Below are 22,951 nucleotides of genomic sequence, written 5' to 3' on the forward strand. Positions count from 1 at the left end.
GTGTGCTAACGCCAGGAATCGCATGCGTTTCCTGGCGTTGGTTTCTGCCTTGGCGAGGGCCAAGAAATCGATTGGATCGGACATACTGAGTACAGTGAAACCAGAATAGAGCAATTAGATCACATCTTTAATCTGATTGGTATTATCCCTCCCGCCGGGGCGATATTCAAAAATTCACGAGCCAAATCACCTCCTTTCACAAGCGCAGAGCCCGCAAATTCATTACACTGCCAGCGGTCTTTTCTATCGGGAGTGCTGCTGCAGTATGGAAATATTGATCCTGTTTGGATTGATTTTGCTCAATGGCGTCTTCGCCATGTCGGAAATCGCCATCGTGACGGCACGCAAGGCACGCCTCGCCAAAATGGCAAGCGAAGGGAGCCGCTCCGCCGCCATCGCTCTCAAGCTCGGGGAAGATCCGACCCATTTCCTCTCCGCCGTGCAGATCGGCATCACCAGCATCGGCCTGCTCAACGGTATCTATGGCGAGTCCCTGCTGGCCCAGCCCTTCGCCCTCTGGCTGCAGGAGTGGGGGCTCTCCCCCAAGAGCAGCAGCCTGCTCGCCACCGTCATCGTAGTCGTGCTGGTCACCTATCTCTCCATCGTGGTAGGGGAGCTCGTGCCCAAACGCCTCGGACAGCTCAGCGCCGAGCGCATCGCCTGTCTGGTAGCCCGCCCCATGCTCTGGCTGGCGACCCTGACCCGTCCCTTCGTCTGGTTGCTCTCCGCCTCCACCAACGCCAGCCTGCGGCTGCTGCGGGTCGATCAGCGCAGCAGCAACAACGTCACTCAGGAGGAGATCCACGCCATGCTGGTAGAGGGCTCCGAAGCGGGGGTGATCGAGGACCATGAGCACACTATGTTGCGCAACGTGTTCCGCCTCGACGAACGCAGCCTGGCCTCCCTGATGGTGCCGCGCAGCGACATCCGCTATCTGGACCTGTCACTGCCGCTGGAAGTGAACCTCCAACGTCTGGTGGAGTATCGCCACAGCTTCTTCCCTGTCTGTGACGGCAGCCTGTCGGATCTCGTCGGCATCCTCAACGTCAGCAAGGTGCTGCACGCCTACATCAAGGGAGAACCCATCGATCTGGCGGCGCTGACCCAGGACGGCAGCCTGCTGCCGGAGACCCTCAACGGCCTGGAGCTGCTCAACCACTTCCGTACCCACTCTGAGCACATGGTGCTGGTGGTGGACGAATATGGCGAGCTGCAGGGGCTGGTCACCCAGCAGGATCTGCTGGAAACCCTGGCCGGCGACTTCCAGCAGGAAGATGGGGAGGACAACTGGGCCTTCCAGCGCGCCGACGGCAGCTGGCTGCTCGACGGCCTCATTCCACTGCCAGAATTGAAGGACTGTCTGGAGCTGGTTCGTCTGCCGGAAGAAGAAAAACATCACTATCACACCCTTGGAGGGCTTATCATGCTGCTCCTTGGCCGCCTTCCCCAGACCGGAGACCTGGTCACCCTGGAACAGTGGCAACTGGAAATCGTGGATATGGACGGCCTGCGCATCGACAAGGTACTTGCCATGCCCTTGACCGACCAACCCAGCTAACCTGCGGAGTTTGCATGTATGGAGCAGTTTTACCACCTGGCTCACGCCTTTATGCATCAGGATCTGGCGACACTCTCTGATCCCAAGATGGTCTTCATGGTCTATGTCGTCCTGCTGACCTTCCTGGTGCTCGAGAATGGCTTTATCCCCACCGCCTTCCTGCCAGGGGATACCCTGCTGATCCTGACCGGCGTGCTGATCTATCAGGGGGTGTTGCCGATGGCGGTGGTCCCGCTGCTGATCATGGCGACCTTCGTCGGTACCTGGCTTGGCTACATGCAGGGGCGTTTCCTCGGCCACACCCGGATGTATCACAGGCTGATGTCCCACCTCGATGACAAGCACAAGGAGAAGGTGCACTACCTGCTCAACAAGTACGGCATCATCACCCTGATCACCGCCCGCTACATCGCCTTCGTGCGTACCGCCTACCCCTATATCGTCGGCGCCAACGAGATCCCCCAGGGGCGCTTCCTGGTGGTCAACCTGATCAGCTCCATCATGTGGATCTGCCCCCTGGTCGGGCTGGGTTACTACCTGAGCCACACCAAGCTGGCCGCGCAGTATGAGTCCCAATTTCTCAGCGTCATTCTCTACCTGCCGGTCGTGCTGCTGGTGGGCGGCCTCATCGCTCTGGTCTGGCGCTGGTGGAGCAGACGCAAGCCCGGCGTCTCCAGAGAGTGAGACAAACCACAGGGTCGCCCACAGGCGGCCCTTTTTTATGGAAAATAGTGGCGAATTCCCCCAGCTCGCTCTTGTAAAGCAGGGGCAAAAATGAGTGAATCTAGCGCCTTTTTTCGCTGTGGATGGAGTTGGTTGTATGGGGTGTTGGATTCGCGCAATCGCGCTGGTAGGTGGATTGATGGGACTGCTGGGTTCGCAGACAGCCCTGGCGACCCCCGACCCGGCCAAGCTGCAGCTCAAATCGGGCAGTGCCCTGGTGATGGACGTCAACACCGGCAAGACCCTGTATCAGAAAAACCCCACCCGGGTGCGCCCCATCGCCTCCCTCACCAAGCTGATGACGGCGCTGGTGGTGCTGGATGCCCGCCAGAACCTCAATCAGACCCTGACCATCGATCAGAACGACAGGGACAACATCAAGCACACCTATTCACGGGTGCGCATGGGCACCCAGGTCAGCCGCCGCGACGCCCTGCATCTGGCGCTGATGTCCTCCGAGAACCGCATGGCCTCGGCGCTTGCCCGCCACTACCCGGGGGGTCGCCAAGCCTTCATCCGCGCCATGAACAACAAGGCCAAACAGCTCGGCATGCGCAACACCCGCTACTATGACTCCACCGGTCTCTCCACCCGCAACGTCTCCACCGCCCAGGATCTGGCCAAGCTCCTCTCTGCGGCCTATCGACAGCCGCTGATCCGTGAATTCACCCAGGACACCAGCAGGGAGATGCGCTTTCGCAAGCCGGCCTACAGCCTGATGTTCAACAATACCAACCCCCTGGTGAAGAACCCGGACTGGGATGTACGCCTCTCCAAGACAGGCTATACCGACGAGGCGGGCCGCTGCCTGCTGATGCGTGCCAAACCGGATCGTCAGGAGCTCGCCATCGTACTGCTCAACTCGGTGGGCAAACGCACCCCTGTCGGGGATGCCAACCGCATCCGCAAGTGGCTGAAAAGCTGATTCTCTCCACGAAGATATGAAAGGATGCCGCGGCATCCTTTTTTATTGCCCGCCAAATGCCTCAGCAGGCCGCCAGAGGGCGCCAGCCCCGCACAGCATAGTGCGTTATGGTAAGGGCACCCAGGTCCACAGGCACGGCCACGGGATGCGTCAGCAGCCTGCCACGCAAGATACGTCGAGAGTGGTGACCCGGGGGCACGTGCAGCCAGGGGGAACCGTCCCCCGTGGGAGCGTCAGGGAGAAGGACACGAGAGAGGCAACCCCATGATGGGGAGGAGGAAATCGCCCATAAAAAAACAGCCCCGACTGACGTCGAGGCTGTCTGTATGGTGCGCCCGAGAGGATTCGAACCTCTGACCACCTGGTTCGTAGCCAGGTACTCTATCCAGCTGAGCTACGGGCGCTCACAACTTGTTGTACTGCTTGAAATATGGTGCGCCCGAGAGGATTCGAACCTCTGACCACCTGGTTCGTAGCCAGGTACTCTATCCAGCTGAGCTACGGGCGCTCATAAATTGTTGCACTGCTTGAAACATGGTGCGCCCGAGAGGATTCGAACCTCTGACCACCTGGTTCGTAGCCAGGTACTCTATCCAGCTGAGCTACGGGCGCTCATAAATCATTGTATTGCTTGAAATGGTGCGCCCGAGAGGATTCGAACCTCTGACCACCTGGTTCGTAGCCAGGTACTCTATCCAGCTGAGCTACGGGCGCCCTGTTTTCAAACGATAAAAAAAGCTTACTCAACAGTAAGCCTTCTTTAGTGCCGACTTGCTGATGGTCAACACATGACTCCAAGAGTCAAATATGGTGCGCCCGAGAGGATTCGAACCTCTGACCACCTGGTTCGTAGCCAGGTACTCTATCCAGCTGAGCTACGGGCGCAAAATGGCGGAGAAGGGGGGATTCGAACCCCCGATGCGGGTATAAGCCGCATACTCCCTTAGCAGGGGAGCGCCTTCAGCCTCTCGGCCACCTCTCCGTTTGCGGGGCTGATAATACTTCACAGGGATTTTTAGTCAAACACTTTTTTGGAGAAAACAGAGCGTTCGCTCAGCATTTGGCCAAAGAGTGGAATATTCAAGCAATATCGACACTTACCCAGTAGTTTCGCGCTCTGCAGGCCGATTTGCAGGCCCCTGAAAAACAAAAGGCGACATCCGGGATGTCGCCTTCAGGCAGCCATGAAATGGCTTAGAAATTCGGTTGGCCCGGGACTTTCTCGGCCTGTATCCGCATGTAGATCTCTTCGCGGTGTACGGAAACCTCTTTCGGTGCATTCACACCGATACGAACCTGGTTCCCTTTTACGCCCAGTACGGTAACGGTTACTTCGTCACCAATCATCAGGGTTTCCCCTACACGACGAGTCAAAATAAGCATTCGCTTGCTCCTGTATCCTGTTTTGTATTTATATCGATATGCGCCATTATCTTACAAAGATACCGATATGGTAAATGGTTGAAACTAAATCAATCAGGGATTGTTTCCCAAGGGCTGCTCATGAGGCTCTTGATCCAACCCGAACGCCGAGTGCAACGAACGCACGGCCAGCTCCAGGTACTTCTCGTCAATCACCACGGATATCTTGATTTCAGAGGTGGAGATCAGCTGCATGTTGATCCCTTCCTCACCCAATACCTTGAACATGGTGCGCGCTACACCAGGATGATTCCACATGCCGACCCCGACGATGGAGACCTTGGCGATCTCTCCGTTGCCCTGCACGCAGGCGGCCCCCAGCTCGCTGGCGGTCTCCTCCAGCAAGGCGCGGGCCCGGCGATAATCATCGCGATTCACCGTGAAGGTGAAATCGGCGGTGCCATCCCCCATGGTGTTCTGCACTATCATGTCGACATCTATGTTGGCGTCGCTGATCGGATTCAGGATCTGCGCGGCCACGGTCGGCCTGTCCGGCACACCCAGAATGGTCAGGCTGGCCTCGTTGCGATTGAACGCAATGCCGGATACCAGGGGTGCTTCCATCCTCTCACCTCCATATGTGATTAAGGTTCCCTCTCCGTCGACGAAACTCGACAGCACCCTTAGCGGCACGCGGTACTTGCCCGCGAACTCGACCGAACGGATCTGCAACACCTTGGCACCGAGACTCGCCATCTCGAGCATCTCCTCGAAGGTGATGGTATCGAGGCGACGCGCCTTGGGCTCGATGCGCGGATCCGTGGTATACACCCCGTCCACATCGGTAAAGATCTGGCACTCATCGGCCTTGATGGCCGCAGCCACGGCCACCGCGGTGGTATCCGAACCCCCTCGGCCCAGGGTAGTGATGGCATTATGCTCATCGCGCCCCTGGAAACCGGCAATCACTACCACCTTGCCGGCACCGAGTGCGGCTTCCACCTGCTCGGTGTCGATACGGGTGATGCGCGCCTTGCCATAGGCGGAGTCGGTGTGGATGCGGACCTGATCACCGGTCATCGAGACTGCAGGGCAACCGCGCTTGTTGAGCGCAATCGCCAGCAGCGCAATGGTGACCTGCTCACCGGTGGAGATCAGCACATCCATCTCGCGCCGGTTGGCATCCTGGTCCAGCTGCTGGGCCATGCCCAGCAACCGGTTGGTTTCGCCCGACATGGCGGAGACCACCACCACCACGTCATGTCCCTGGGCACGGGTCAGTTGAACCCGCTCAGCAACTGCCTCGATCCGCTCCAGCGTGCCGACCGAGGTGCCACCGTACTTCTGTACATAGAGTGCCACAGATCACCTCGCCCGCTTACAGGCGCTCTTCCAGCCAGGAGTGAACGGATTGCAGCGCCGCCGGCACCGCCTCAGGCTGGGTACCACCCGCCTGTGCCATGTCGGGACGACCACCGCCCTTGCCACCCACCTGCTGGGCCACCAGATTGACCAGCTCACCAGCTTTGACCTTGCCGGTCAGGTCATTGGTCACGCCCGCGATCAGGTTGACCTTGCCATCACTGCTGGTTGCCAGCAGCACGACACCGGATTTCATCTGGTTCTTCAGCTCGTCCAGCATGCCGCGCAGGGATTTGGGGTCGACCCCTTCCAGGGCGGCAACCAGCACCTTCTGGCCATTGATGTCGATGACCTGGCTCAGCAGGTCGTTACCCGCCTGCGCCGCCAGCTTGGCCTTGAGCTGTTCCAGCTCGCGCTCCATCATCTTGGCCTTGTCCAGTACCTGGCGAACCTTGTCGGCGATGGAGAACTGATCGCCCTTCACCAGCGCGGCGGCCTCTTCGATCTGTTCACCCAGCTGGTGCATCAGATCGATGGCGCTCTTGCCGGTGACCGCTTCGATACGGCGCACGCCAGCCGCGATGCCGCTCTCGGCGATGATCTTGAAGAAGCCGATATCACCGGTGCGCTTGGCGTGAGTACCGCCACACAGCTCGGTGGAGTAGTCGCCCATGCGTACCACGCGCACATCGTCTTCATATTTCTCGCCAAACAGCGCCATGGCACCGGCTGACTTGGCCTCTTCCAGCCCCATCAGCTGGGTGGCCACCTCGTGGTTGGCACGGATCTGGGCGTTGACGAGCTCCTCGATCCGGCGAATGGTCGCCATGGTCAGCCCTTCGAAGTGGGAGAAGTCGAAGCGCATGCGCTCGGCGCCCACCAGGGATCCTTTCTGGGTCACATGCTCACCCAGCGCCTGGCGCAAGGCCGCGTGCAGCAGGTGAGTCACGGAGTGGTTAAGGGCGATGGCCTGACGACGGTCGCCATCGACCACGGCCTCGACCTCGGCTCCCTTCTCCAGGGTACCCAGTTCCAGATAGCCCTTGTGGATGATCGCCTTGCCCGCTTTCTGGGTGTCGGTGACGGCGAAGATGCCGTCATCCACCTTGAGGATGCCGCTGTCACCCACCTGACCGCCGGACTCCGCATAGAAGGGGGTCTCCGCCAGCACGATCACTGCCTCTTCACCGGCGATGAGGCCATTGACCTCGACACCATCCTTGTAGATACCGACCACCTGGGTGTTCTGGCTCAGCTGCTTGTAACCGGTAAAGGGGGTCTCGAAATCGAGCTTCAGCACGTCGTTGTAGTTCACGCCGAAACTGGAAGCCTCTTTCGCGCGGGCGCGCTGCTTCTCCATCTCGGCCTTGAAGCCCTCTTCGTCGATGCCGATCTCGCGCTCGCGCACCACATCGGCGGTCAGGTCGGCCGGGAAGCCGTAAGTGTCATAGAGCTTGAACACCACTTCACCCGGGATCACCTTGGCATCACCGAGGTTGGCCAGGGCGTCTTCCAACAGCAGCAGACCTCTGTCCAGCGTGCGGACGAACTGCTCCTCCTCGATGCGCAACACTCGCTCGACCAGCGGCAGCTGGGCGATCAGTTCCGCCGCCACATCCTTCATCTGCACGGCCAGCTCGGCAGCCAGCTTGTAGAAGAAGACGTCGGTAGCACCCAGCTTGCGGCCGTGACGCACGGCGCGGCGGATGATGCGGCGCAGCACGTAGCCGCGACCTTCATTGGAGGGCATGACACCGTCAGCCACCAGGAAGGCGCAGGAACGGATGTGGTCCGCGATGACGCGCAGGGACTGGTTGCTCAGATCCGTGGTGCCGACAATCTCGGCCGCCTTCTTGATCAACGCCTGGAAGATGTCGATCTCATAGTTGGAGTGCACCCCCTGCATGATGGCGGAGATACGCTCCAGACCCATGCCGGTATCCACGGACGGACGGGGCAGCGGCTCCATGGTGCCGTCAGCCTGACGGTTGAACTGCATGAAGACCACGTTCCAGATCTCGATGAAGCGGTCGCCATCCTCTTCCGGTGAACCGGGAGGGCCACCCCAGATGTGATCGCCGTGGTCGTAGAAGATCTCGGTGCAGGGACCGCATGGGCCGGTATCGCCCATGGCCCAGAAGTTGTCGGATGCATAAGGAGCACCCTTGTTGTCACCGATGCGCACGATGCGATCGGCCGGCACGCCGACCTCTTTTTCCCAGATGTCGAAGGCTTCGTCATCAGTCGCGTAGACGGTCACCAGCAGGCGCTCTTTGGGCAGCTTGAGGGTACCGGTCAGGAATTCCCATGCAAACCGGATGGCGTCCTGTTTGAAGTAGTCACCGAAGCTGAAGTTGCCCAGCATCTCGAAGAAGGTATGGTGACGGGCGGTATAGCCGACGTTTTCCAGGTCATTGTGCTTGCCGCCAGCCCGCACGCAACGCTGGGCCGTGGTGGCACGGTGATAGGCACGCTTGTCGGCGCCAAGGAACACGTCCTTGAACTGGTTCATCCCTGCGTTGGTGAACAGCAGGGTCGGATCGTTGTGCGGTACCAGCGAGCTGGAAGAGACAACCTGGTGTCCCTGGGTGCGGAAATACTCGAGAAACGCAGCGCGAATCTCTGACGTGGACATGTACATGGAAAATCCTGCTTGATTCGAATACGGACTTTTAACCGCATTAATGTAAGTTTTCTGCAGGGTAAAGTAAAACGTGGGGACCCTTGGCGGGTGAAATAGCCCCCAAGGGGCCAGCGTTTGGCAGCAGCACCCGCAAGCACGTCGCAACAGGGGGGCTTCGGGATGCCTCGCTCGACCACAGGGCCACCATCGACAGACCCGGCGAAGGGCTGATATTCCCCACCAGCCGCACCGCACACCAAGGGAAATCCTGCCCATAGGTCCAACCTCGGCGCGCCACTATTGCTCACCTTGCATGGCTGAGAGGGCGTAACGGGCTTGCTCCTGGGTAAAACCACGCCCCATCAGATATTTGAGCCACTTCAGGCGCAGTTTGAAGTCGGCAAAGTCGGTCGCCTTTGCCCGACGCGACAACAACGCAAGCGCCAGTTCGAACCAGTCGAGCTCGGGTTGATCCAGGGCCGCCTCGATCTGGGTGTCATCCAGCCCCTTGCGACGCAGGTCGAAGCGGATCCTGAGCGGACCATGGCCTTTGGCCGCACCGGCCCGCACCGCCATGGCACCGTAACGATCGTCATTGACCCAGCCATAGCCACGGCAATGGTCGAGTACAACGGCGACCACCTCCTCCTCGAATCCCTTCTGACGCAGGCGTCTGGCCAGCTCGGATTCAGCACTTTCGCGGCGGGCAAGACTGCGCATGGCAAAGGCGCGGGCGGCGGCGACCTGCTCTTCAAAGGTCAATTCGACGGGCTCGCCCGGCTCGTTCACTGATTCATCCACCATAAACAACAAGGCCGGGTATCAACCCGGCCTTTCCTCATTCCTTATTCGAACTCTTGTTCGTTTTCGGCTTCAAACTCGGCGTATTCGGCAGCCGTGGCCTTCTCCTCCACCGGCGCGGCGCCGGAGAGCAGCAGCTCGCGCAGCTTCACTTCCACCTCGGCAGCCAGTGCCTTGTTTTCGGAGAAGAGCTTCATCACGTTGGCTTTACCCTGGCCGATCTTCTCGCCGTTGTAGCTGTACCAGGCACCCGCCTTGTCGATCAGCTTGTGCTTGACGCCCAGGTCCACCAGCTCGCCCTCCTTGGAGATGCCGGCACCATAGAAGATCTGGAATTCAGCCTGCTTGAAGGGTGGCGCCACCTTGTTCTTCACTACCTTGACGCGGGTCTCGTTACCGACCACTTCGTCACCCTCCTTGATGGCGCCGGTACGACGGATGTCCAGGCGCACGGAAGCGTAGAACTTCAAAGCGTTACCACCGGTGGTGGTCTCCGGGCTGCCGAACATGACACCGATCTTCATCCGGATCTGGTTGATGAAGATGCACAGGCAGTTGGCGTTCTTGATGTTGGCGGTCAATTTACGCAGCGCCTGCGACATCAGACGAGCCTGCAGGCCGACGTGGGAGTCACCCATCTCCCCTTCGATTTCCGCTTTCGGGGTCAAGGCCGCCACGGAGTCGACGATGATGACGTCGACGGCATTGGAGCGCACCAGCATGTCGCAAATCTCCAGTGCCTGTTCACCGGTATCCGGCTGGGAGATGAGCAGGTCGTCGACGTTGACGCCCAGCTTGGCGGCATAGATAGGATCCAGTGCGTGCTCCGCATCGACGAAGGCACAGGTCTTGCCCTTCTTCTGGGCTTCGGCGATCACCTGCAGGGTCAGCGTAGTTTTACCGGACGATTCCGGACCGTAGATCTCGACGATACGACCGCACGGCAGACCACCGATCCCCAGCGCCACGTCCAGAGAGAGGGAGCCGGTGGAGATGGCTTCGATATCCATGGTCTTGCTGTCGCCCAGACGCATGATGGAGCCTTTGCCAAACTGCTTTTCGATCTGGCCCAGCGCAGCCGCCAGTGCCTTCTGTTTGTTCTGATCCATGCCAATCTCCGCTGGGAATCGTGAGTAAGAAGTGAAGTTGGGCTAAGTATACTGTTTATGTATACAGTATCAAGCCCAATTTATTTGAGCAGTGCCAGGAGTCCGGACAAGGCCTGTCTGACCGCCTGCTGGCGCACCTGATGGCGATCCCCATCGAAACGTGCGAGCAGGGAGTGGTGACGACCGGTACGATCTGCCCAGGCAAACCAGACAGTGCCGACCGGTTTCTCCTCGCTGCCACCACCAGGCCCGGCGATACCGCTGATGGCCACGCAGATACCCGCATCGGAGCGAGCCAGGCAGCCCCGGGTCATCTCCAGCACCACGGGTTCGCTGACGGCGCCGTGGCGCAACAGGCTGTCGATGCTAACGCCGAGCATCTGCTGTTTGGCTTCGTTGGTGTAGGTCACGAAACCGCGATCGAACCAGGCAGAGCTGCCGGCAGTATCCGTGATGGCAGTGGCAACCCCGCCGCCGGTACAGGATTCCGCCGTGGCGGCCAGCCAGCCTCTGGCCAGCAGTGCCTCGCCCAGTTCCCGGGATAAGCGGGAGATCTCTGCTTCAAGTCCCATCATCGCGTCCTCTTCCGGCCTCTTCCAGGCGAAATATGGCGCTCATTATGCAGTTGCCCCGCTCCTCGGGCAACCGACCCCGGGGCCACTGCGTCAGCAAGTTGTCGTCGCTTAAGCTCCAGTACATGGCTGCTCGTTATCATGTTCCAACACCGCCATGCATGCGGTTTCCATCCCATCAGACCAAGGAGAAAGCCGGATGAAGCATCCGTTCAACGTCGCCATGACAGCCCTCGCAATGTGTATCGCCACCCATGCCTTTGCCACCGAGGGTACCGCCGAGCTGCAGAGCGAGACCACCCTGGCCCAGGAGCTGAACCTCTCCAGCGCCCAGGTGGAGCAGATCAAGGGGCTGCGCGAGCAGGCCACCAGGGAGCTGGGCTCAATCAAGCTCGATGCCATCGGCCAGGACGTCATCGTCAACATGATCAAGTCCGGCAAGTGGGATGAGGCGGCCGCCAAGAAACAGCTGCAGACCATCAGCGACGTACAGGCCGAGGCTCGCTACCATCGCGCCCACTACCTCTTCGAGGTGAGCCAGGTGCTGACGCCCGAGCAGAAAGCCAAGCTGCACGAGATGCTGAGCGGCAGCGAAGCCATGTACTGAGGGCGACACTCTCCCCGTCTCTCCCATCCCCGCATCCGTGCGGGGATGCTATTTCTCCTCCCCCGTGCCTCTTCTTGGCCAGGCTCCATCCCAGGCCACTCTGGCCAGCATCAGCCGGATGCACAGATCCGCGACGGGATGCCGGCTTTGCCCCCAAGACGGAGATTCCTCCTCACCATCTTGCCTCGAGCATGTAGAATGACCCCCAGATTCAGACCCATGACGGCAGACGTTTGCCCGCAAGAGCACCTTCTGGAATAGCACATGACAGCACAATACCAAGCGCCAGGCGCCAACTTGAGCGCCCACACCCCCATGATGCAGCAGTATCTGACTCTCAAGGCCGAAAACCCGGAGATCCTGCTGTTCTATCGCATGGGTGACTTCTACGAGCTCTTCTACGACGACGCCCGCAAGGCCTCCCAGCTGCTCGACATCTCCCTGACCAAGCGCGGCCAGTCGGCCGGCAGCCCCATCCCGATGGCCGGGGTGCCCTATCACGCCATCGAGGGGTATCTCGCCAAGCTGGTACAGCTCGGCGAATCGGCCGCCATCTGCGAGCAGGTGGGGGATCCCGCCACCAGCAAGGGGCCGGTGGAGCGCAAGGTTATTCGCATCATCACCCCGGGTACCGTCTCCGACGAGGCGCTGCTCAGCGAGCGGCAGGACAACCTGATCGCCGCCGTCTACCACGATGGCCGCCGCTTCGGTTACGGCACCATGGACATCGGCTCCGGTCGCTTCTTCATCAACCAGTTCGAGAAAGAAGAGACCCTGCTGGCGGAGCTGCAACGCACCAATCCGGCGGAGCTGCTCTACCCCGAATCGTTCGCCTTCCTGCACCATGTCGAGGGTCGCCGCGGTCTGCGCCGCCGCCCGGAGTGGGAGTTCGAGCTCGGCACCGCCCGCAAGCTCTTGTGCCAGCAGTTCGGCACCCAGGATTTGGTGGGCTTTGGGGTCGAGCAGAGCGAGACCGCCCTGTGCGCCGCCGGCTGCCTGATGCAGTACGTGAAAGACACCCAGCGCACCGCCCTGCCCCACATTCGCAGCGTGCGCCTGGAGCAGCCCGATCATGCGGTCATCATGGATGCCGCCACCCGCCGCAATCTGGAGCTGACCCAGAATCTGGCCGGCGGTCACGACAATACCCTCTCCGCCGTGCTCGATTGCACCGCCACGCCGATGGGCAGCCGCCTGCTCAAGCGCTGGATCCACCAGCCGATCCGCGATCGGGTGATCCTCAAAGGTCGCCAGAGCACCATCAAGGAGCTCATCGAGCAGAACCTCTATGACGAGCTGGGGAGCCTTCTGCGCCAGGTCGGCGATGTGGAGCGGGTGCTGGCGCGCCTCGCCCTGCGCAGTGCCCGCCCGCGCGATCTGACCCGGCTGCGGCAGGCTTTTGCTCAGCTGCCCGAGTTGCAGCGTCTGCTGGCGGAGAGCGAGCACGAGGCGGTGCAGCAGCTGCGCGAGCGGGCAAGTACCTTCCCCGAGCTGTTCGACCTGCTGGAGCGTGCCGTGATGGAGGTGCCGCCGGTGCTCATCCGCGATGGCGGCGTCATCCGTGAAGGGTTCAATCAGGAGCTGGACGAGCTGCGGGATCTCGCCAATGGCGCCACCGCCAGCCTGGCCCGCATCGAGGAGCGGGAGAAGGCGCTCACCGGCATCAACACTCTCAAGGTGGGCTACAACAAGGTGCACGGCTTCTACATCGAGGTGAGCCGCGCCAACAGCCACCTGGTGCCGGCCCACTACATCCGCCGCCAGACGCTGAAAAACAACGAGCGCTATATCATCGATGAGCTGAAGAAGTACGAGGACAAGGTGCTCACCGCCCAGGCCCAGGCGCTGGCGCTGGAAAAACGTCTCTACGAAGAGCTGCTCGACGCCCTGCTGCCGCACCTTGGCGATCTGCAGGAGTCTGCTGCCGCCCTGGCGGAGCTGGACGTGCTGGCCAACCTGGCCGAGCGGGCAGAGACCCTCGACTATCGCTGCCCCACCCTCATCGATGAGGATCAGATCATCATTGAAGCGGGCCGCCATCCGGTGGTGGAGCAGGTGATGACCGACCCCTTTATCGCCAACCCCATCCGGCTGGAGAGGGAGCGGCGGATGTTGATCATCACCGGCCCCAACATGGGCGGTAAGTCCACCTACATGCGCCAGACTGCGCTCATCGTGCTGCTGGCCCATATCGGCGCATTCGTGCCCGCCGACAGCGCCCGCATCGGCCCCATCGACCGCATCTTCACCCGCATCGGGGCGTCGGATGATCTCGCCTCCGGCCGCTCCACCTTTATGGTGGAGATGACCGAAACCGCCAATATCCTCAACAACGCCACCGCCCGCAGTCTGGTGCTGATGGACGAGATTGGCCGCGGCACCAGCACCTACGACGGCCTCTCCCTGGCCTGGGCCTGCGCCGAGCAGCTGGCGAGCAAGATTGGCGCCTACACCCTGTTCGCCACTCACTACTTCGAGCTGACCCGCCTGCCCGAGCTGATGAGTGGGCTGGCCAACGTCCACCTGGATGCGGTGGAGCACGGCGACACCATCGCCTTCATGCACGCGGTGCAGGAAGGTGCGGCCAGCCGATCCTACGGCCTGCAGGTAGCGGCGCTGGCCGGGGTGCCGAAATCGGTGATCCACCAGGCCCGCCACAAACTGCACGAGCTGGAGAGTGCCACTCCGGTGGCCGCCGGCGAAAGCCGTCCGGCTCCGGTAACTCTCGCCCCGCAACCCCATCCTGTGGTGGAGGAGCTGGCAGCAGTTCGCCCGGACGAGCTGACCCCGCGCCAGGCCCTTGACCTGCTCTATCGACTCAAGCAGATGCTGTAGCTACCGACCGCCGAACAGGCATGAAAAAGGGGAACCGCGAGGTTCCCCTTTCGTTTGACAGAACCTGTCATCAGCCCGGACCGATGCGATCCATCAGGCTCAGATTGACCGACCCCGGATGGCGCTTGAGCTTCTGCCTGTATTCGAACTGGTGCTGGCTCTCCTGTTTGAGCCCCTGCATCAGGGAGTAGCACATGGCCAGCATGATGACCGAGAAGGGCAGCGCGGCGATGATGCTGGCGGCCTGCAGGGCGGCAAGCCCGCCGGAGACCAGCAGAATGGCCGCGACCAGCCCCTGCCCCAGTCCCCAGATGGCACGGTGCAGCACGGGGGGATCCTGGTCGCCGATGGAGAGCAGCGTCGTAATCACGAGCGTGCCCGAGTCGCTGGAGGTGATGAAGTAGGTGCAGATAAGCAGGGTCAGCACCCCCTTGGCAATCCAGCCGAAGGTCTCCCAGTGCAGCAGTTCCACCGTCTTGTAGAGCGCCATGGTGACATCCTGATTGACCGCTTCCACCACGCCGCCGCCACCGAACAGCTCCAGGTTCATGGCAGTCCCGCCGAACACGGTGAGCCAGAACATGCCGAGCAGGGAGGGCACCAGCAGAACACCGAGCACGAATTCACGAATCGTGCGGCCCTTGGAGATGCGGGCGATGAACATGCCGACAAAGGGTGCCCACGCGATCCACCAGCCCCAGTAAAATGCGGTCCAGCTAGACTGCCAGGCCGAGGTACCGTTGGCTTCGGTATTGGTCCAGAAGCTCAGCTTGACGATGTTCTGCAGGTAATCACCGATGTTCTGCACATAGGCGTTGAGTATGTAGGTGGTCGGCCCCAGCACCAGGAAGAGGCCCAGCACGAACACGCTCAACCAGATATTGAGTTCGGAGAGGATCTTCACCCCGCGCCCGACGCCGGAGATGGCCGACAGGGTGGCAATCAGGCTGATGCCACCGATGAGCCAGAGCTGGTTCGCTTGTGACACGCCCATGCCGAACATCTGATTGAGGCCGGTGTTCATCTGGGAAACTCCCAGCCCAAGGGAGGTCGCCACCCCGAACACGGTACCGAACACCGCCAGCACGTCGGCGGCATGGCCCCAGAAGCCGTAGATGCGATCGCCAAGAATGGGGTAGAGCACGGAGCGGATGGCCAGCGGCAACTTGCGCCGGTAGCTGAAGAAGGCCAGCGACAGGCCGACGATCACATAGATGGCCCAGGGGTGCAGACCCCAGTGGAAGAAGGTGAGGCGCATGGCGATCTGGGCCGCTTCCGGCGTCATACCTTCGGTGATGAAGGGGTTGCCCTGCAGGTGATACATGGGCTCGGCGATACTCCAGAACACCAGGCCTATGCCCATGCCTGCGCTGAACAGCATGGAAAACCAGGCAAAGTAGCCAAACTCCGGTACCTGGTCGTCGTCGCCCAGCCGGATGCTGCCAAAGCGGCTGAACATCAGGTAGACGGCGAAGAACAGGAACAGGGCGACCACCAGGATGTAATACCACTTGAAGCCAGCAATGATGGTGTCCTTGGCCCCGGTAAACCAGGTGCCTGCGGTATCCGGATCAAAGACGCCGAACAGCAGGAAGAGGGTCACGACGGTCAGGGCCGTCATGGCCATGGTGGGATTGAGGCCTTTCAAAAGCCCTTTGGTTGCTCGCATCGGGCCTCCTTAGTCGTTGTTGAAAAAGTCTTCACCCACGTGATCGCCGGCACCGCCGATGGCGCGATAGGCCAGACGACCTGCCACCTGCTCACGGTGATCCACCAGGGTCACCGACGGCTGGCCGTTCACTGCGTGGCGTTTGCCGAGGAAGATCGCCATGGGCACCCCCAGATTGGAGACACCGCTGGTGATCCAGAGGCGGTTGAAGTCATAGGAGCCACCGATGAACTCCAGCTGTGCCAGTCCATTGTCCAGACCCGCCAGATAGAAGTTCATGGCACTCTCGTCGGGGAAGAGGTGAACCAGCACATAGGCATAGCGCAACTCATTGACCAACTCCTTTAGGCTGAAAGAACCTGTGTTGCTGCAAGAGAGCGGCAGCTCACCATCGTAGTGGTGTACCTTGAGGTTGTTGGGGTCCTCGTCATAGGCAGGTTGATAACGCACAAATGCCGCGGTATCCGGCAGTTCATAGCGAACTCTGACCACACGCAGGTCGGCAACCAGGGACTTGATATCCAGGTCGTCATGCATGATTTCACTCCTCAAATATCGGGTTGGAATGGGGCAATTGTCCGATAACCTAACACAATATTCATTAGAGCTAAAACCATTACATCAAAAACCATATTGACCTTGTTATGGATTAGGCGGAGAATTTCGCGCCTCTCCACAGCCCTGCGATGACCCAGACCCCATGGAAAAACATGATGAAGTGCTGATCGCCCTGCGCCAGATCATCCGTGCCATCGACATGCACTCCAAGCGCTTGATCAAGGAGGCCGGCCTGACCTCGCCTCAGCTCCTGCTGCTCAAGGGGATCGACGAGCTTGGCCAGATCTCCATGCGCCAGCTGGCGGATCACACCAACATGAGCCAGGCCACCGCCACCACCATCATGGACCGACTGGAGAGCCGCCAGCTGGTGCAGCGCATTCGCAGCGAAACCGACAAACGCAAGGTGCATGCGACGCTCACTGACGCGGGACGTGCCCTGCTTGCCCAGGCTCCGACCCCCTTGCAGGAGAGTTTCATTCAACGCTTTCAGGCGCTGGAGAACTGGGAGCAGGGGTTGTTGCTCTCATCCCTGCAACGCATCTCCGCCATGATGAATGCCGACGGTATCGATGCCGCCCCCGTGCTGAGTGTCAGCCCCCTGACCGAAGAGCGGGCCTGAACTGCAGTGCCTAATCCTGAAGTCCGTTTACATGTTTTCAGTTAACTTCTGGCACTCAGAACCCGATGTACCGCATCGGGGATTCTGCATTGCGAGGCCTAATGCGATCATTCTAGGTTATAACTACCCACCACCTTATGCACCATCTTCCTCGTCTACACTAGGCCCTACGGGCTTTGCTACAGCAACTCTCCTTTCAGTATCCCGTTCACCCGCTCTGCCAGCGCATTCTGATAACAGTCATACCCATCAGTCATCGAGTACTGTACTCCGTACCGTTCATACAGCGTCTGATTCAAGCCTGAGCAATACTGCACCCTGCCGTCCGAGTGATGGATAAACTCCCCGCTGCCACACCGTTGCTTCAGTGCTCTCTTGAGCGCCATCACCACCAACTCAGCATGCATCCCTTCGTGCGTGTGATGCCCCGCTATCTTACGCGAGCAGGTATCCGTCACCAGGCTCAGGTAGAGTGGCCCGCTCTTTGCTGGCAGGTAAGTGATGTCGGCAACCGAGACCTGCCCTGGCGCCACCGCAGTGATTTTCACCGGGCCGGGTTTGAGCAAGTTGGGATGGCGATAGAAACGCTGAAAACTGTGGAGCGTCTTGTGATAGGCCCGTTTGGGCTGCACCAACAGACGGTGCTCGGCCAATATCCTAAACAGTCTGTCCCACCAGACCGTCAGCCCAGCATCGTCTTGGCCCTGCAGCAGATAATGCTACTTGTGGATGCCCACCCGTAGTGAACTTTGCGCACAAAGCTCACCACCTGCTGCCCTTGTGCATGACGCAAGTCGGCGACCCGATTGCGATTGTAGTCAGCCTAACGGTTTATTCCGAGGAACCAGCAAGCACTGAAGATGGTCAGCTTTTCGACATACCGCTGCGAGAGAGCTTACCAGGTCGTTTTTTACGATTGAGGCGCTTTCAAAGAACTGAGCCTCCAGGCTCATCAGCGCCAGCTACTCGAGCTCCTTGATACGCTGTTCAGACATTTGGTTGTCGGGATCAGGCATGATGTGATCCTGCCAGCTCTAATCGATGCTCCCTGGCTCCAACCCTGCAGACCATGCTTATGCAACCATACCAGAATGGTCGAATTGCCCTGAATGCCATATTGGAATTGTGTCTACTGGTAGGTGAGTTCACCTTTTTCAATCTGCTCGACCAGGGACAATTTAAACCTCAGTGAGTAATCGCGCTGTGTGCGTTTCACACCTTGTCCCATCGAGATCTCCATCTATTCGGGGAAGAAGGTATAAGCCATATTCAGGACGGGGACAATGGGAAAAGAAAAAGCCCAGCATTGCTGCTGGGCTTTTTAATTGGCTCCTCCTGCTGGGCTCGAACCAGCGACCTGCGGATTAACAGTCCGTCGCTCTACCGACTGAGCTAAGGAGGAATTATTCGTGGTGCCCAGAGACGGAATCGAACCGCCGACACGGGGATTTTCAATCCCCTGCTCTACCGACTGAGCTATCTGGGCAAATGGTGCCGGCTACCGGAATCGAACTGGTGACCTACTGATTACAAGTCAGTTGCTCTACCTACTGAGCTAAGCCGGCACACTTCAAACCATTGTGCATGAACACGTTTTTATTTCATGGCACCAAAATATGGTGCCCAGAGACGGAATCGAACCGCCGACACGGGGATTTTCAATCCCCTGCTCTACCGACTGAGCTATCTGGGCGTGGGCGCTATTAAACGGATTTTAGGGCAGGTGGTCAACGGGAAATTTCACTTTTCGTCTCGTTCGTCTCTTTTTTGCGCAGCATCATCCATTTTCATCACTTCTGCTGGCGGGACCGCTCCCCGGCGCCCCCAGAGGCGGGACTCCTCCCCCTTGAGCAGGCGGGTAATGTTCTCGTGATGACGGATCAGGATGAGACAGGAGAGCAGGGAGACCGGCAACGTGTATTCCGGTTTGAGCAGATAGGTAAATAGCGGGGTCAGCAACACGGTCACGATGGACGCCAGTGACGAATAGCCGCTCACCAGCAGCACCAGCAGCCAGGTGGTGATGACGGCGCCCCCCATGGCAAAGCCGATGGGAAGCATGGTACCGAGGGCGGTGGCGACGCCCTTGCCGCCACGGAAGTGGAAGAAGAGGGGGTACATGTGGCCCAGACAGGCGGCCACCCCGATAAAGCCGAGGTAGACGGGCTTGATCTGCAGATACCAGGCGAGGTAGACGGGGGCCATCCCCTTGAGCACGTCGAGAAGCAGTACGATCAGCGCCGCCATCCGGCCGCCGAGGCGCAACACATTGGTCGCCCCCGGGTTGTGGGAACCATGGTCACGGGGATCCGGCAGACCCGTGATGCGGGAAACCAGCACGGCACTGGACAGCGAGCCGCCCAGATAGGCCAGAATAATCATCAAAATCGTCAGGGCCGTCATCTTGGTCGTTTTTACCACGATATGAATGGGGTATGATGCGGGCCACATTCCCAGGCCCGGGCTTGCCCGAAAGCGTGTCGCCCAAACCGGCCGCCAGCGGCAATCTGCTTGCCGGGCCTGCATCCCTGCGCTGTTTTCACAGCCCATCAAGAGTAAAGAAGAAGTACTGTCATGGACAAGGTGTTTATTCGCGGACTCGAGGTTTTGACCACCATAGGGGTATATGAGTGGGAGAAAGGCATTCGCCAGAAGCTCTGTTTCGACCTCGAGATGGGGTTTGACAACCGCCCAGCCGCCGCAACCGACGATATCAATCTGGCGCTGGATTACGCCACCCTCTCTCGCAAGATCTGTGATCACGCCCAGGGCAAGATAGTGGAGCTGGTCGAGACCATGGCCGAGCAGGTCGCCGCCCTGGTGCTGGAAGACGAGCGGGTACAGTGGGTCAAGGTGACCCTGACCAAACCGGGTGCCGTGCCCAATGCGGCAGGCGTCGGGGTCGAGATCCTGCGCCATCGCACGCCGGCTGCGAGCGCCAACTGATGACCCGCATCTATATCAGTCTGGGATCCAACATCGATCGGGAACGCCATATCCGCGCCGGCCTCGATGCCCTGCACGCCGAATTCGGCGAGTTGCAGGTCTCCCGGGTATTCGAGAGCGAGGCAGTGGGCTTCAACGGCCGCCCCTTCTACAACCTGGTGGTGGGTGCCGATACCGAGCTGCCCCTGGCGACCCTGTGCCGGCGGCTGCGCGCCATGGAGTTCGCTCACGGCCGCGAGCCGGATGCCAAGAAGTTCGCCCCGCGCACCCTGGATCTCGATCTGCTGCTCTACGGCGAGCTGGTCTGCGAGACACCACTGGTGCTGCCGCGCGGCGAGATCCTCACCAACGCCTTCGTGCTCTGGCCGCTGGCGGAGCTGGCTCCCACATTCCGCCATCCCATCGATGGTCGCACCATCGGTGAGCTGTGGGCAGGTTACGACAAAGCCTCCCAGCGCCTTGACCCCATTCCCTTCCACTGGAAAGCGGGCGAATTGCAGCATCACTGAACGACAAGGGCACCCTCGGGTGCCCTTGTTGATGACTCCGCTGATGACGGATAAGAAACGGTGATTGGGCCTGCGCCGGTGCAAGTGGCAGGATGACCGCCATCACAGGAGAACCCCATGCCACTCGATGCCATCCACGACTTCAACCGTCAGTTGCTCACCGACCTGCCCTACCAGCGCTTCGAGCACGAACCCATCCTCGATTACGCCACCGACGAGCAGGTCAAGGCTCGCCTCGGCTGGCAGGCCGAGTTCAGCAAGACCCTTTTCCTCAAATTCAAGGATGGTCGCTTCGCCCTGCTGCTGACCCACAGGGACGGCCGGCTCGACAGCAAGGCGGTCAAGGCGGCGCTCGGTGCCAAACCCTCCATCTGCACCGCCGACGAGATGCAGACCGAGATTGGCTGCCTGCCGGGAGCCGTCTGCCCCTTCCTGCCCCGCGCCGACATCCCCCTGCTGGTGGATCCCGTGCTCATGAATCACCACGCCTTTACCTGGACGCCGGGCCACCCCGAGCAGACTTTCCTGCTGGAGACCACCCACCTGGCCGGACTGCTGGCCCGATTGCCCTGCGACGTGAGCTACCTGCCCGCCCCCTGAGCCTGGGACTCAGCGCTTTTCCCGCGCCAGCTGGGCGAAGATCAGCGCCGCCAGCATGGACATCAGGCCGATGCACAGATAGGTGAGGTGGAACCCCTCCAGCCAGCGGCCACTCTCCTCGGGCTGGCCGATGGAGAAGAGTCCCAGCAGGCTGGCGGCGATGGCCACCCCCAGGCTCATGGAGAGCTGCATCACCACCGACAGCAGACCGTTGCCGCTGCTGGCGTGCTCGCTGCTGAGATCCTGCAGGGTCAGGGTGTTCATGGCGGAAAATTGCAGGGAGTTGATGGCGCCAAAGACCGCCAGCCACACCAGCAGTACGCCGTGGGGCACCTGGTTGTCGATGAAATAGAAGCTCGCGATCATGGCCCCGAGCGCCAGGGTGTTGCCGATCAGGATGCGGCGATAACCGATGCGCGGAATGAGCTTGTTCACCAGCGTCTTGGTCAGCATGGCGCCGATCACCGTGGGGATCATGGTCATCCCCGCTTTGCTCGGGGAGAAGCCGAGCCCCAGTTGCAGGAACAGCGGGGTGAGAAACGGCATGGCGCCGCTGCCGAGGCGGGCAAACAGATTGCCCCAGATACCGATGGCGAAGGTGGACGTCTTGAACAGCGCCAGACTGAACAGGGGCTGCTCCGCCGTGGCGGCATAGAGCCAGTAGCTCGCCATGGCGGCCAGACCGAACAATACCGCAAACAGGGCCCAGCCGGTTGAGATGCTGTGCTCCCCCAGGCCTTGCAGACCGACGGATACCTGCACCATGCCGACACTGAACAGCACAAACCCCTGCCAGTCAAACCTGGCGGTGTGCTGGCGAAGGTCGGGCATGAAGTGCCAGCTCGCCACGAAGCCGAGCAGGCCCACCGGCAGGTTGATGAGGAAGACCCAGTGCCAGCTCGCCACCTCCACCAGCCAGCCCCCCAGGGCCGGACCGATGAGGGGGCCGAGCAGACCGGGGATGGTGACGAACGACATCACCCTCAGCAGCTCATGCTTGCTGTAGACCCGCAGCACCGCCAGACGCCCGATGGGCATCAGCAAGGCCCCCCCGACCCCTTGCAACACCCGGGCGATCACCAGCATGGGCAGGGTGTTGGCGATGGCACAGGCCAGGGAACCCAGGGTAAACAGCAGGATGGCGACCAGATAGACCCGGCGGGTGCCGAATCTGTCCGCCAGCCAGCCGGAGGCAGGAATGAGCAGGGCCACCGTCAGCATGTAGGCGATGATGACGGACTGCATCTGCAGCGGACTCTCGCCCAGGGCCTCGGCCATGCTGGGCAGGGCAGTGTTGAGGATGGTGCCATCCAGGGTCTGCATGAAAAAACCGACCGCCGTCAGCCAGGGCAGCCATTTGCGCTGGGCGGGCGTCACCATCGGGGAGCTGTCAGGCATGGTTCTGTCTCTCCTCATCACATAAGAAAATCTATGGTCACCCCCTTTTTTGCAACCTTGATTTCGGGTGTTGTGGTTGGCTTGCTTAAATCTATCCGGCGTCTTGATGGAGAATGTTCTCCGCGCCACGATGAGAATCGCGCCTGACTGTCCTAAAAAGACCCTCGGCCTA

General features: G+C 60.4%; 19 protein-coding genes, 10 tRNA genes and 1 pseudogene. 9 read left to right on the forward strand and 21 right to left on the reverse strand.

The features are described 5' to 3' along the window. The first annotated feature begins 265 nt into the window (after window positions 1-265). The 3 genes from MUW49_RS12855 to pbpG all read left to right on the forward strand — a co-directional run bounded on the left by MUW49_RS12855 (window position 266) and on the right by pbpG (window position 3,206). Complete coding sequence (locus MUW49_RS12855; protein ID WP_029313724.1) at window positions 266-1,558, forward strand: hemolysin family protein; 1,293 nt, start codon at window positions 266-268, stop codon at window positions 1,556-1,558. A gap of 18 nt (window positions 1,559-1,576) precedes the next feature. Next, window positions 1,577-2,242 carry a DedA family protein gene (locus MUW49_RS12860; protein ID WP_010672956.1) on the forward strand — a complete coding sequence of 222 codons (666 nt, stop codon included), beginning with the start codon at window positions 1,577-1,579 and terminating at the stop codon, window positions 2,240-2,242. A gap of 136 nt (window positions 2,243-2,378) precedes the next feature. Next, window positions 2,379-3,206: a D-alanyl-D-alanine endopeptidase gene (gene pbpG / locus MUW49_RS12865; RefSeq protein ID WP_113978667.1), complete on the forward strand. Its 828-nt coding sequence runs from the start codon at window positions 2,379-2,381 to the stop codon at window positions 3,204-3,206. Window positions 3,207-3,533: 327 nt separating this feature from the next. On the opposite strand, the gene MUW49_RS12870 is transcribed toward pbpG, so the two are convergent. From MUW49_RS12870 to pncC, 12 genes are all read right to left on the reverse strand, one after another. Next, window positions 3,534-3,610, reverse strand: a tRNA-Arg gene (locus MUW49_RS12870). 27 nt (window positions 3,611-3,637) lie between these two features. Next, window positions 3,638-3,714, reverse strand: a tRNA-Arg gene (locus MUW49_RS12875). A 27-nt stretch (window positions 3,715-3,741) separates the two neighbouring features. After that, window positions 3,742-3,818: transfer RNA gene (locus MUW49_RS12880), tRNA-Arg, on the reverse strand. A gap of 25 nt (window positions 3,819-3,843) precedes the next feature. Further along, window positions 3,844-3,920: transfer RNA gene (locus MUW49_RS12885), tRNA-Arg, on the reverse strand. A 94-nt stretch (window positions 3,921-4,014) separates the two neighbouring features. After that, window positions 4,015-4,091: transfer RNA gene (locus tag MUW49_RS12890), tRNA-Arg, on the reverse strand. 4 nt (window positions 4,092-4,095) lie between these two features. Further along, a tRNA-Ser gene (locus MUW49_RS12895) sits at window positions 4,096-4,188 on the reverse strand. Between the two features lie 212 nt (window positions 4,189-4,400). Further along, window positions 4,401-4,589 (reverse strand): carbon storage regulator CsrA, encoded by a 189-nt coding sequence (csrA, locus tag MUW49_RS12900; RefSeq protein WP_005315760.1) that lies wholly within the window; start codon window positions 4,587-4,589, stop codon window positions 4,401-4,403. 93 nt (window positions 4,590-4,682) lie between these two features. After that, complete coding sequence (locus MUW49_RS12905; protein WP_010672822.1) at window positions 4,683-5,930, reverse strand: aspartate kinase; 1,248 nt, start codon at window positions 5,928-5,930, stop codon at window positions 4,683-4,685. Between the two features lie 16 nt (window positions 5,931-5,946). After that, window positions 5,947-8,571, reverse strand: a complete 2,625-nt coding sequence (gene alaS, locus MUW49_RS12910) for an alanine--tRNA ligase (RefSeq protein ID WP_041212325.1) — start codon at window positions 8,569-8,571, stop codon at window positions 5,947-5,949. 279 nt (window positions 8,572-8,850) lie between these two features. Next, window positions 8,851-9,357, reverse strand: a complete 507-nt coding sequence (locus MUW49_RS12915) for a regulatory protein RecX (protein WP_052815401.1) — start codon at window positions 9,355-9,357, stop codon at window positions 8,851-8,853. Window positions 9,358-9,398: 41 nt separating this feature from the next. After that, window positions 9,399-10,463, reverse strand: a complete 1,065-nt coding sequence (gene recA / locus MUW49_RS12920) for a recombinase RecA (RefSeq protein ID WP_043154135.1) — start codon at window positions 10,461-10,463, stop codon at window positions 9,399-9,401. Between the two features lie 80 nt (window positions 10,464-10,543). After that, a complete protein-coding gene (gene pncC, locus MUW49_RS12925) occupies window positions 10,544-11,035 on the reverse strand; it encodes a nicotinamide-nucleotide amidase (RefSeq protein WP_029313644.1) in 492 nt (163 codons plus the stop codon). Window positions 11,036-11,234: 199 nt separating this feature from the next. Between pncC and MUW49_RS12930 the strand changes: the two genes are divergently transcribed. Beyond that, window positions 11,235-11,642: a Spy/CpxP family protein refolding chaperone gene (locus tag MUW49_RS12930; RefSeq protein ID WP_113978662.1), complete on the forward strand. Its 408-nt coding sequence runs from the start codon at window positions 11,235-11,237 to the stop codon at window positions 11,640-11,642. Window positions 11,643-11,906: 264 nt separating this feature from the next. Further along, window positions 11,907-14,477: a DNA mismatch repair protein MutS gene (mutS, locus tag MUW49_RS12935; RefSeq protein ID WP_113978661.1), complete on the forward strand. Its 2,571-nt coding sequence runs from the start codon at window positions 11,907-11,909 to the stop codon at window positions 14,475-14,477. 70 nt (window positions 14,478-14,547) lie between these two features. On the opposite strand, the gene MUW49_RS12940 is transcribed toward mutS, so the two are convergent. After that, window positions 14,548-16,146: a BCCT family transporter gene (locus MUW49_RS12940; protein WP_049636524.1), complete on the reverse strand. Its 1,599-nt coding sequence runs from the start codon at window positions 16,144-16,146 to the stop codon at window positions 14,548-14,550. A gap of 9 nt (window positions 16,147-16,155) precedes the next feature. Next, window positions 16,156-16,683: a hypothetical protein gene (locus MUW49_RS12945; RefSeq protein ID WP_010672814.1), complete on the reverse strand. Its 528-nt coding sequence runs from the start codon at window positions 16,681-16,683 to the stop codon at window positions 16,156-16,158. Window positions 16,684-16,846: 163 nt separating this feature from the next. Between MUW49_RS12945 and MUW49_RS12950 the strand changes: the two genes are divergently transcribed. After that, window positions 16,847-17,326: a MarR family transcriptional regulator gene (locus tag MUW49_RS12950; protein ID WP_010672813.1), complete on the forward strand. Its 480-nt coding sequence runs from the start codon at window positions 16,847-16,849 to the stop codon at window positions 17,324-17,326. A gap of 107 nt (window positions 17,327-17,433) precedes the next feature. Here the strand turns inward: MUW49_RS12950 and MUW49_RS12955 are convergent. From MUW49_RS12955 to plsY, 6 genes and pseudogenes are all read right to left on the reverse strand, one after another. After that, window positions 17,434-18,554, reverse strand: a pseudogene (locus MUW49_RS12955) (IS3 family transposase). 98 nt (window positions 18,555-18,652) lie between these two features. Next, window positions 18,653-18,728, reverse strand: a tRNA-Asn gene (locus MUW49_RS12960). 8 nt (window positions 18,729-18,736) lie between these two features. Beyond that, window positions 18,737-18,812, reverse strand: a tRNA-Phe gene (locus MUW49_RS12965). 3 nt (window positions 18,813-18,815) lie between these two features. Beyond that, a tRNA-Thr gene (locus MUW49_RS12970) sits at window positions 18,816-18,891 on the reverse strand. Window positions 18,892-18,943: 52 nt separating this feature from the next. Beyond that, window positions 18,944-19,019 (reverse strand) — tRNA-Phe (locus tag MUW49_RS12975). A 47-nt stretch (window positions 19,020-19,066) separates the two neighbouring features. Then, window positions 19,067-19,729 carry a glycerol-3-phosphate 1-O-acyltransferase PlsY gene (gene plsY, locus MUW49_RS12980; RefSeq protein ID WP_029314836.1) on the reverse strand — a complete coding sequence of 221 codons (663 nt, stop codon included), beginning with the start codon at window positions 19,727-19,729 and terminating at the stop codon, window positions 19,067-19,069. A gap of 171 nt (window positions 19,730-19,900) precedes the next feature. Between plsY and folB the strand changes: the two genes are divergently transcribed. The 3 genes from folB to MUW49_RS12995 all read left to right on the forward strand — a co-directional run bounded on the left by folB (window position 19,901) and on the right by MUW49_RS12995 (window position 21,381). Next, window positions 19,901-20,272: a dihydroneopterin aldolase gene (folB, locus tag MUW49_RS12985; protein ID WP_010675798.1), complete on the forward strand. Its 372-nt coding sequence runs from the start codon at window positions 19,901-19,903 to the stop codon at window positions 20,270-20,272. Continuing rightward, window positions 20,272-20,781: a 2-amino-4-hydroxy-6-hydroxymethyldihydropteridine diphosphokinase gene (folK, locus tag MUW49_RS12990; RefSeq protein WP_043154130.1), complete on the forward strand. Its 510-nt coding sequence runs from the start codon at window positions 20,272-20,274 to the stop codon at window positions 20,779-20,781. Before folB ends, folK begins: the two co-directional genes overlap by 1 nt. 117 nt (window positions 20,782-20,898) lie before the next feature. Then, a complete protein-coding gene (locus MUW49_RS12995; protein WP_043154128.1) occupies window positions 20,899-21,381 on the forward strand; it encodes a YbaK/EbsC family protein in 483 nt (160 codons plus the stop codon). 9 nt (window positions 21,382-21,390) lie between these two features. Here MUW49_RS12995 and mdtD read toward each other — a convergent pair whose 3' ends face one another. Continuing rightward, window positions 21,391-22,779, reverse strand: coding sequence for a multidrug transporter subunit MdtD (mdtD, locus tag MUW49_RS13000; RefSeq protein ID WP_180907149.1), 1,389 nt, complete (start codon window positions 22,777-22,779; stop codon window positions 21,391-21,393). Between the last annotated feature and the right edge of the window lie 172 nt (window positions 22,780-22,951).

This window comes from Aeromonas sp. LsrichE-8G, from assembly GCF_022869435.1.
GTDB classification, from domain to species: domain Bacteria; phylum Pseudomonadota; class Gammaproteobacteria; order Enterobacterales; family Aeromonadaceae; genus Aeromonas; species Aeromonas caviae.

Bases quoted from the DNA above. Each gene is read 5' to 3' on its own strand.
- MUW49_RS12855 (WP_029313724.1), top strand. From the start codon at position 266: ATGGAAATATTGATCCTGTTTGGATTGATTTTGCTCAATGGCGTCTTC.
- MUW49_RS12860 (WP_010672956.1), top strand. From the start codon at position 1,577: ATGGAGCAGTTTTACCACCTGGCTCACGCCTTTATGCATCAGGATCTG.
- pbpG (WP_113978667.1), top strand. From the start codon at position 2,379: ATGGGGTGTTGGATTCGCGCAATCGCGCTGGTAGGTGGATTGATGGGA.
- csrA (WP_005315760.1), bottom strand. From the start codon at position 4,589: ATGCTTATTTTGACTCGTCGTGTAGGGGAAACCCTGATGATTGGTGAC.
- alaS (WP_041212325.1), bottom strand. From the start codon at position 8,571: ATGTACATGTCCACGTCAGAGATTCGCGCTGCGTTTCTCGAGTATTTC.
- MUW49_RS12915 (WP_052815401.1), bottom strand. From the start codon at position 9,357: ATGGTGGATGAATCAGTGAACGAGCCGGGCGAGCCCGTCGAATTGACC.
- recA (WP_043154135.1), bottom strand. From the start codon at position 10,463: ATGGATCAGAACAAACAGAAGGCACTGGCGGCTGCGCTGGGCCAGATC.
- pncC (WP_029313644.1), bottom strand. From the start codon at position 11,035: ATGGGACTTGAAGCAGAGATCTCCCGCTTATCCCGGGAACTGGGCGAG.
- MUW49_RS12930 (WP_113978662.1), top strand. From the start codon at position 11,235: ATGAAGCATCCGTTCAACGTCGCCATGACAGCCCTCGCAATGTGTATC.
- mutS (WP_113978661.1), top strand. From the start codon at position 11,907: ATGACAGCACAATACCAAGCGCCAGGCGCCAACTTGAGCGCCCACACC.
- MUW49_RS12940 (WP_049636524.1), bottom strand. From the start codon at position 16,146: ATGCGAGCAACCAAAGGGCTTTTGAAAGGCCTCAATCCCACCATGGCC.
- MUW49_RS12945 (WP_010672814.1), bottom strand. From the start codon at position 16,683: ATGCATGACGACCTGGATATCAAGTCCCTGGTTGCCGACCTGCGTGTG.
- MUW49_RS12950 (WP_010672813.1), top strand. From the start codon at position 16,847: ATGGAAAAACATGATGAAGTGCTGATCGCCCTGCGCCAGATCATCCGT.
- plsY (WP_029314836.1), bottom strand. From the start codon at position 19,729: ATGACGGCCCTGACGATTTTGATGATTATTCTGGCCTATCTGGGCGGC.
- folB (WP_010675798.1), top strand. From the start codon at position 19,901: ATGGACAAGGTGTTTATTCGCGGACTCGAGGTTTTGACCACCATAGGG.
- folK (WP_043154130.1), top strand. From the start codon at position 20,272: ATGACCCGCATCTATATCAGTCTGGGATCCAACATCGATCGGGAACGC.
- MUW49_RS12995 (WP_043154128.1), top strand. From the start codon at position 20,899: ATGCCACTCGATGCCATCCACGACTTCAACCGTCAGTTGCTCACCGAC.
- mdtD (WP_180907149.1), bottom strand. From the start codon at position 22,779: ATGCCTGACAGCTCCCCGATGGTGACGCCCGCCCAGCGCAAATGGCTG.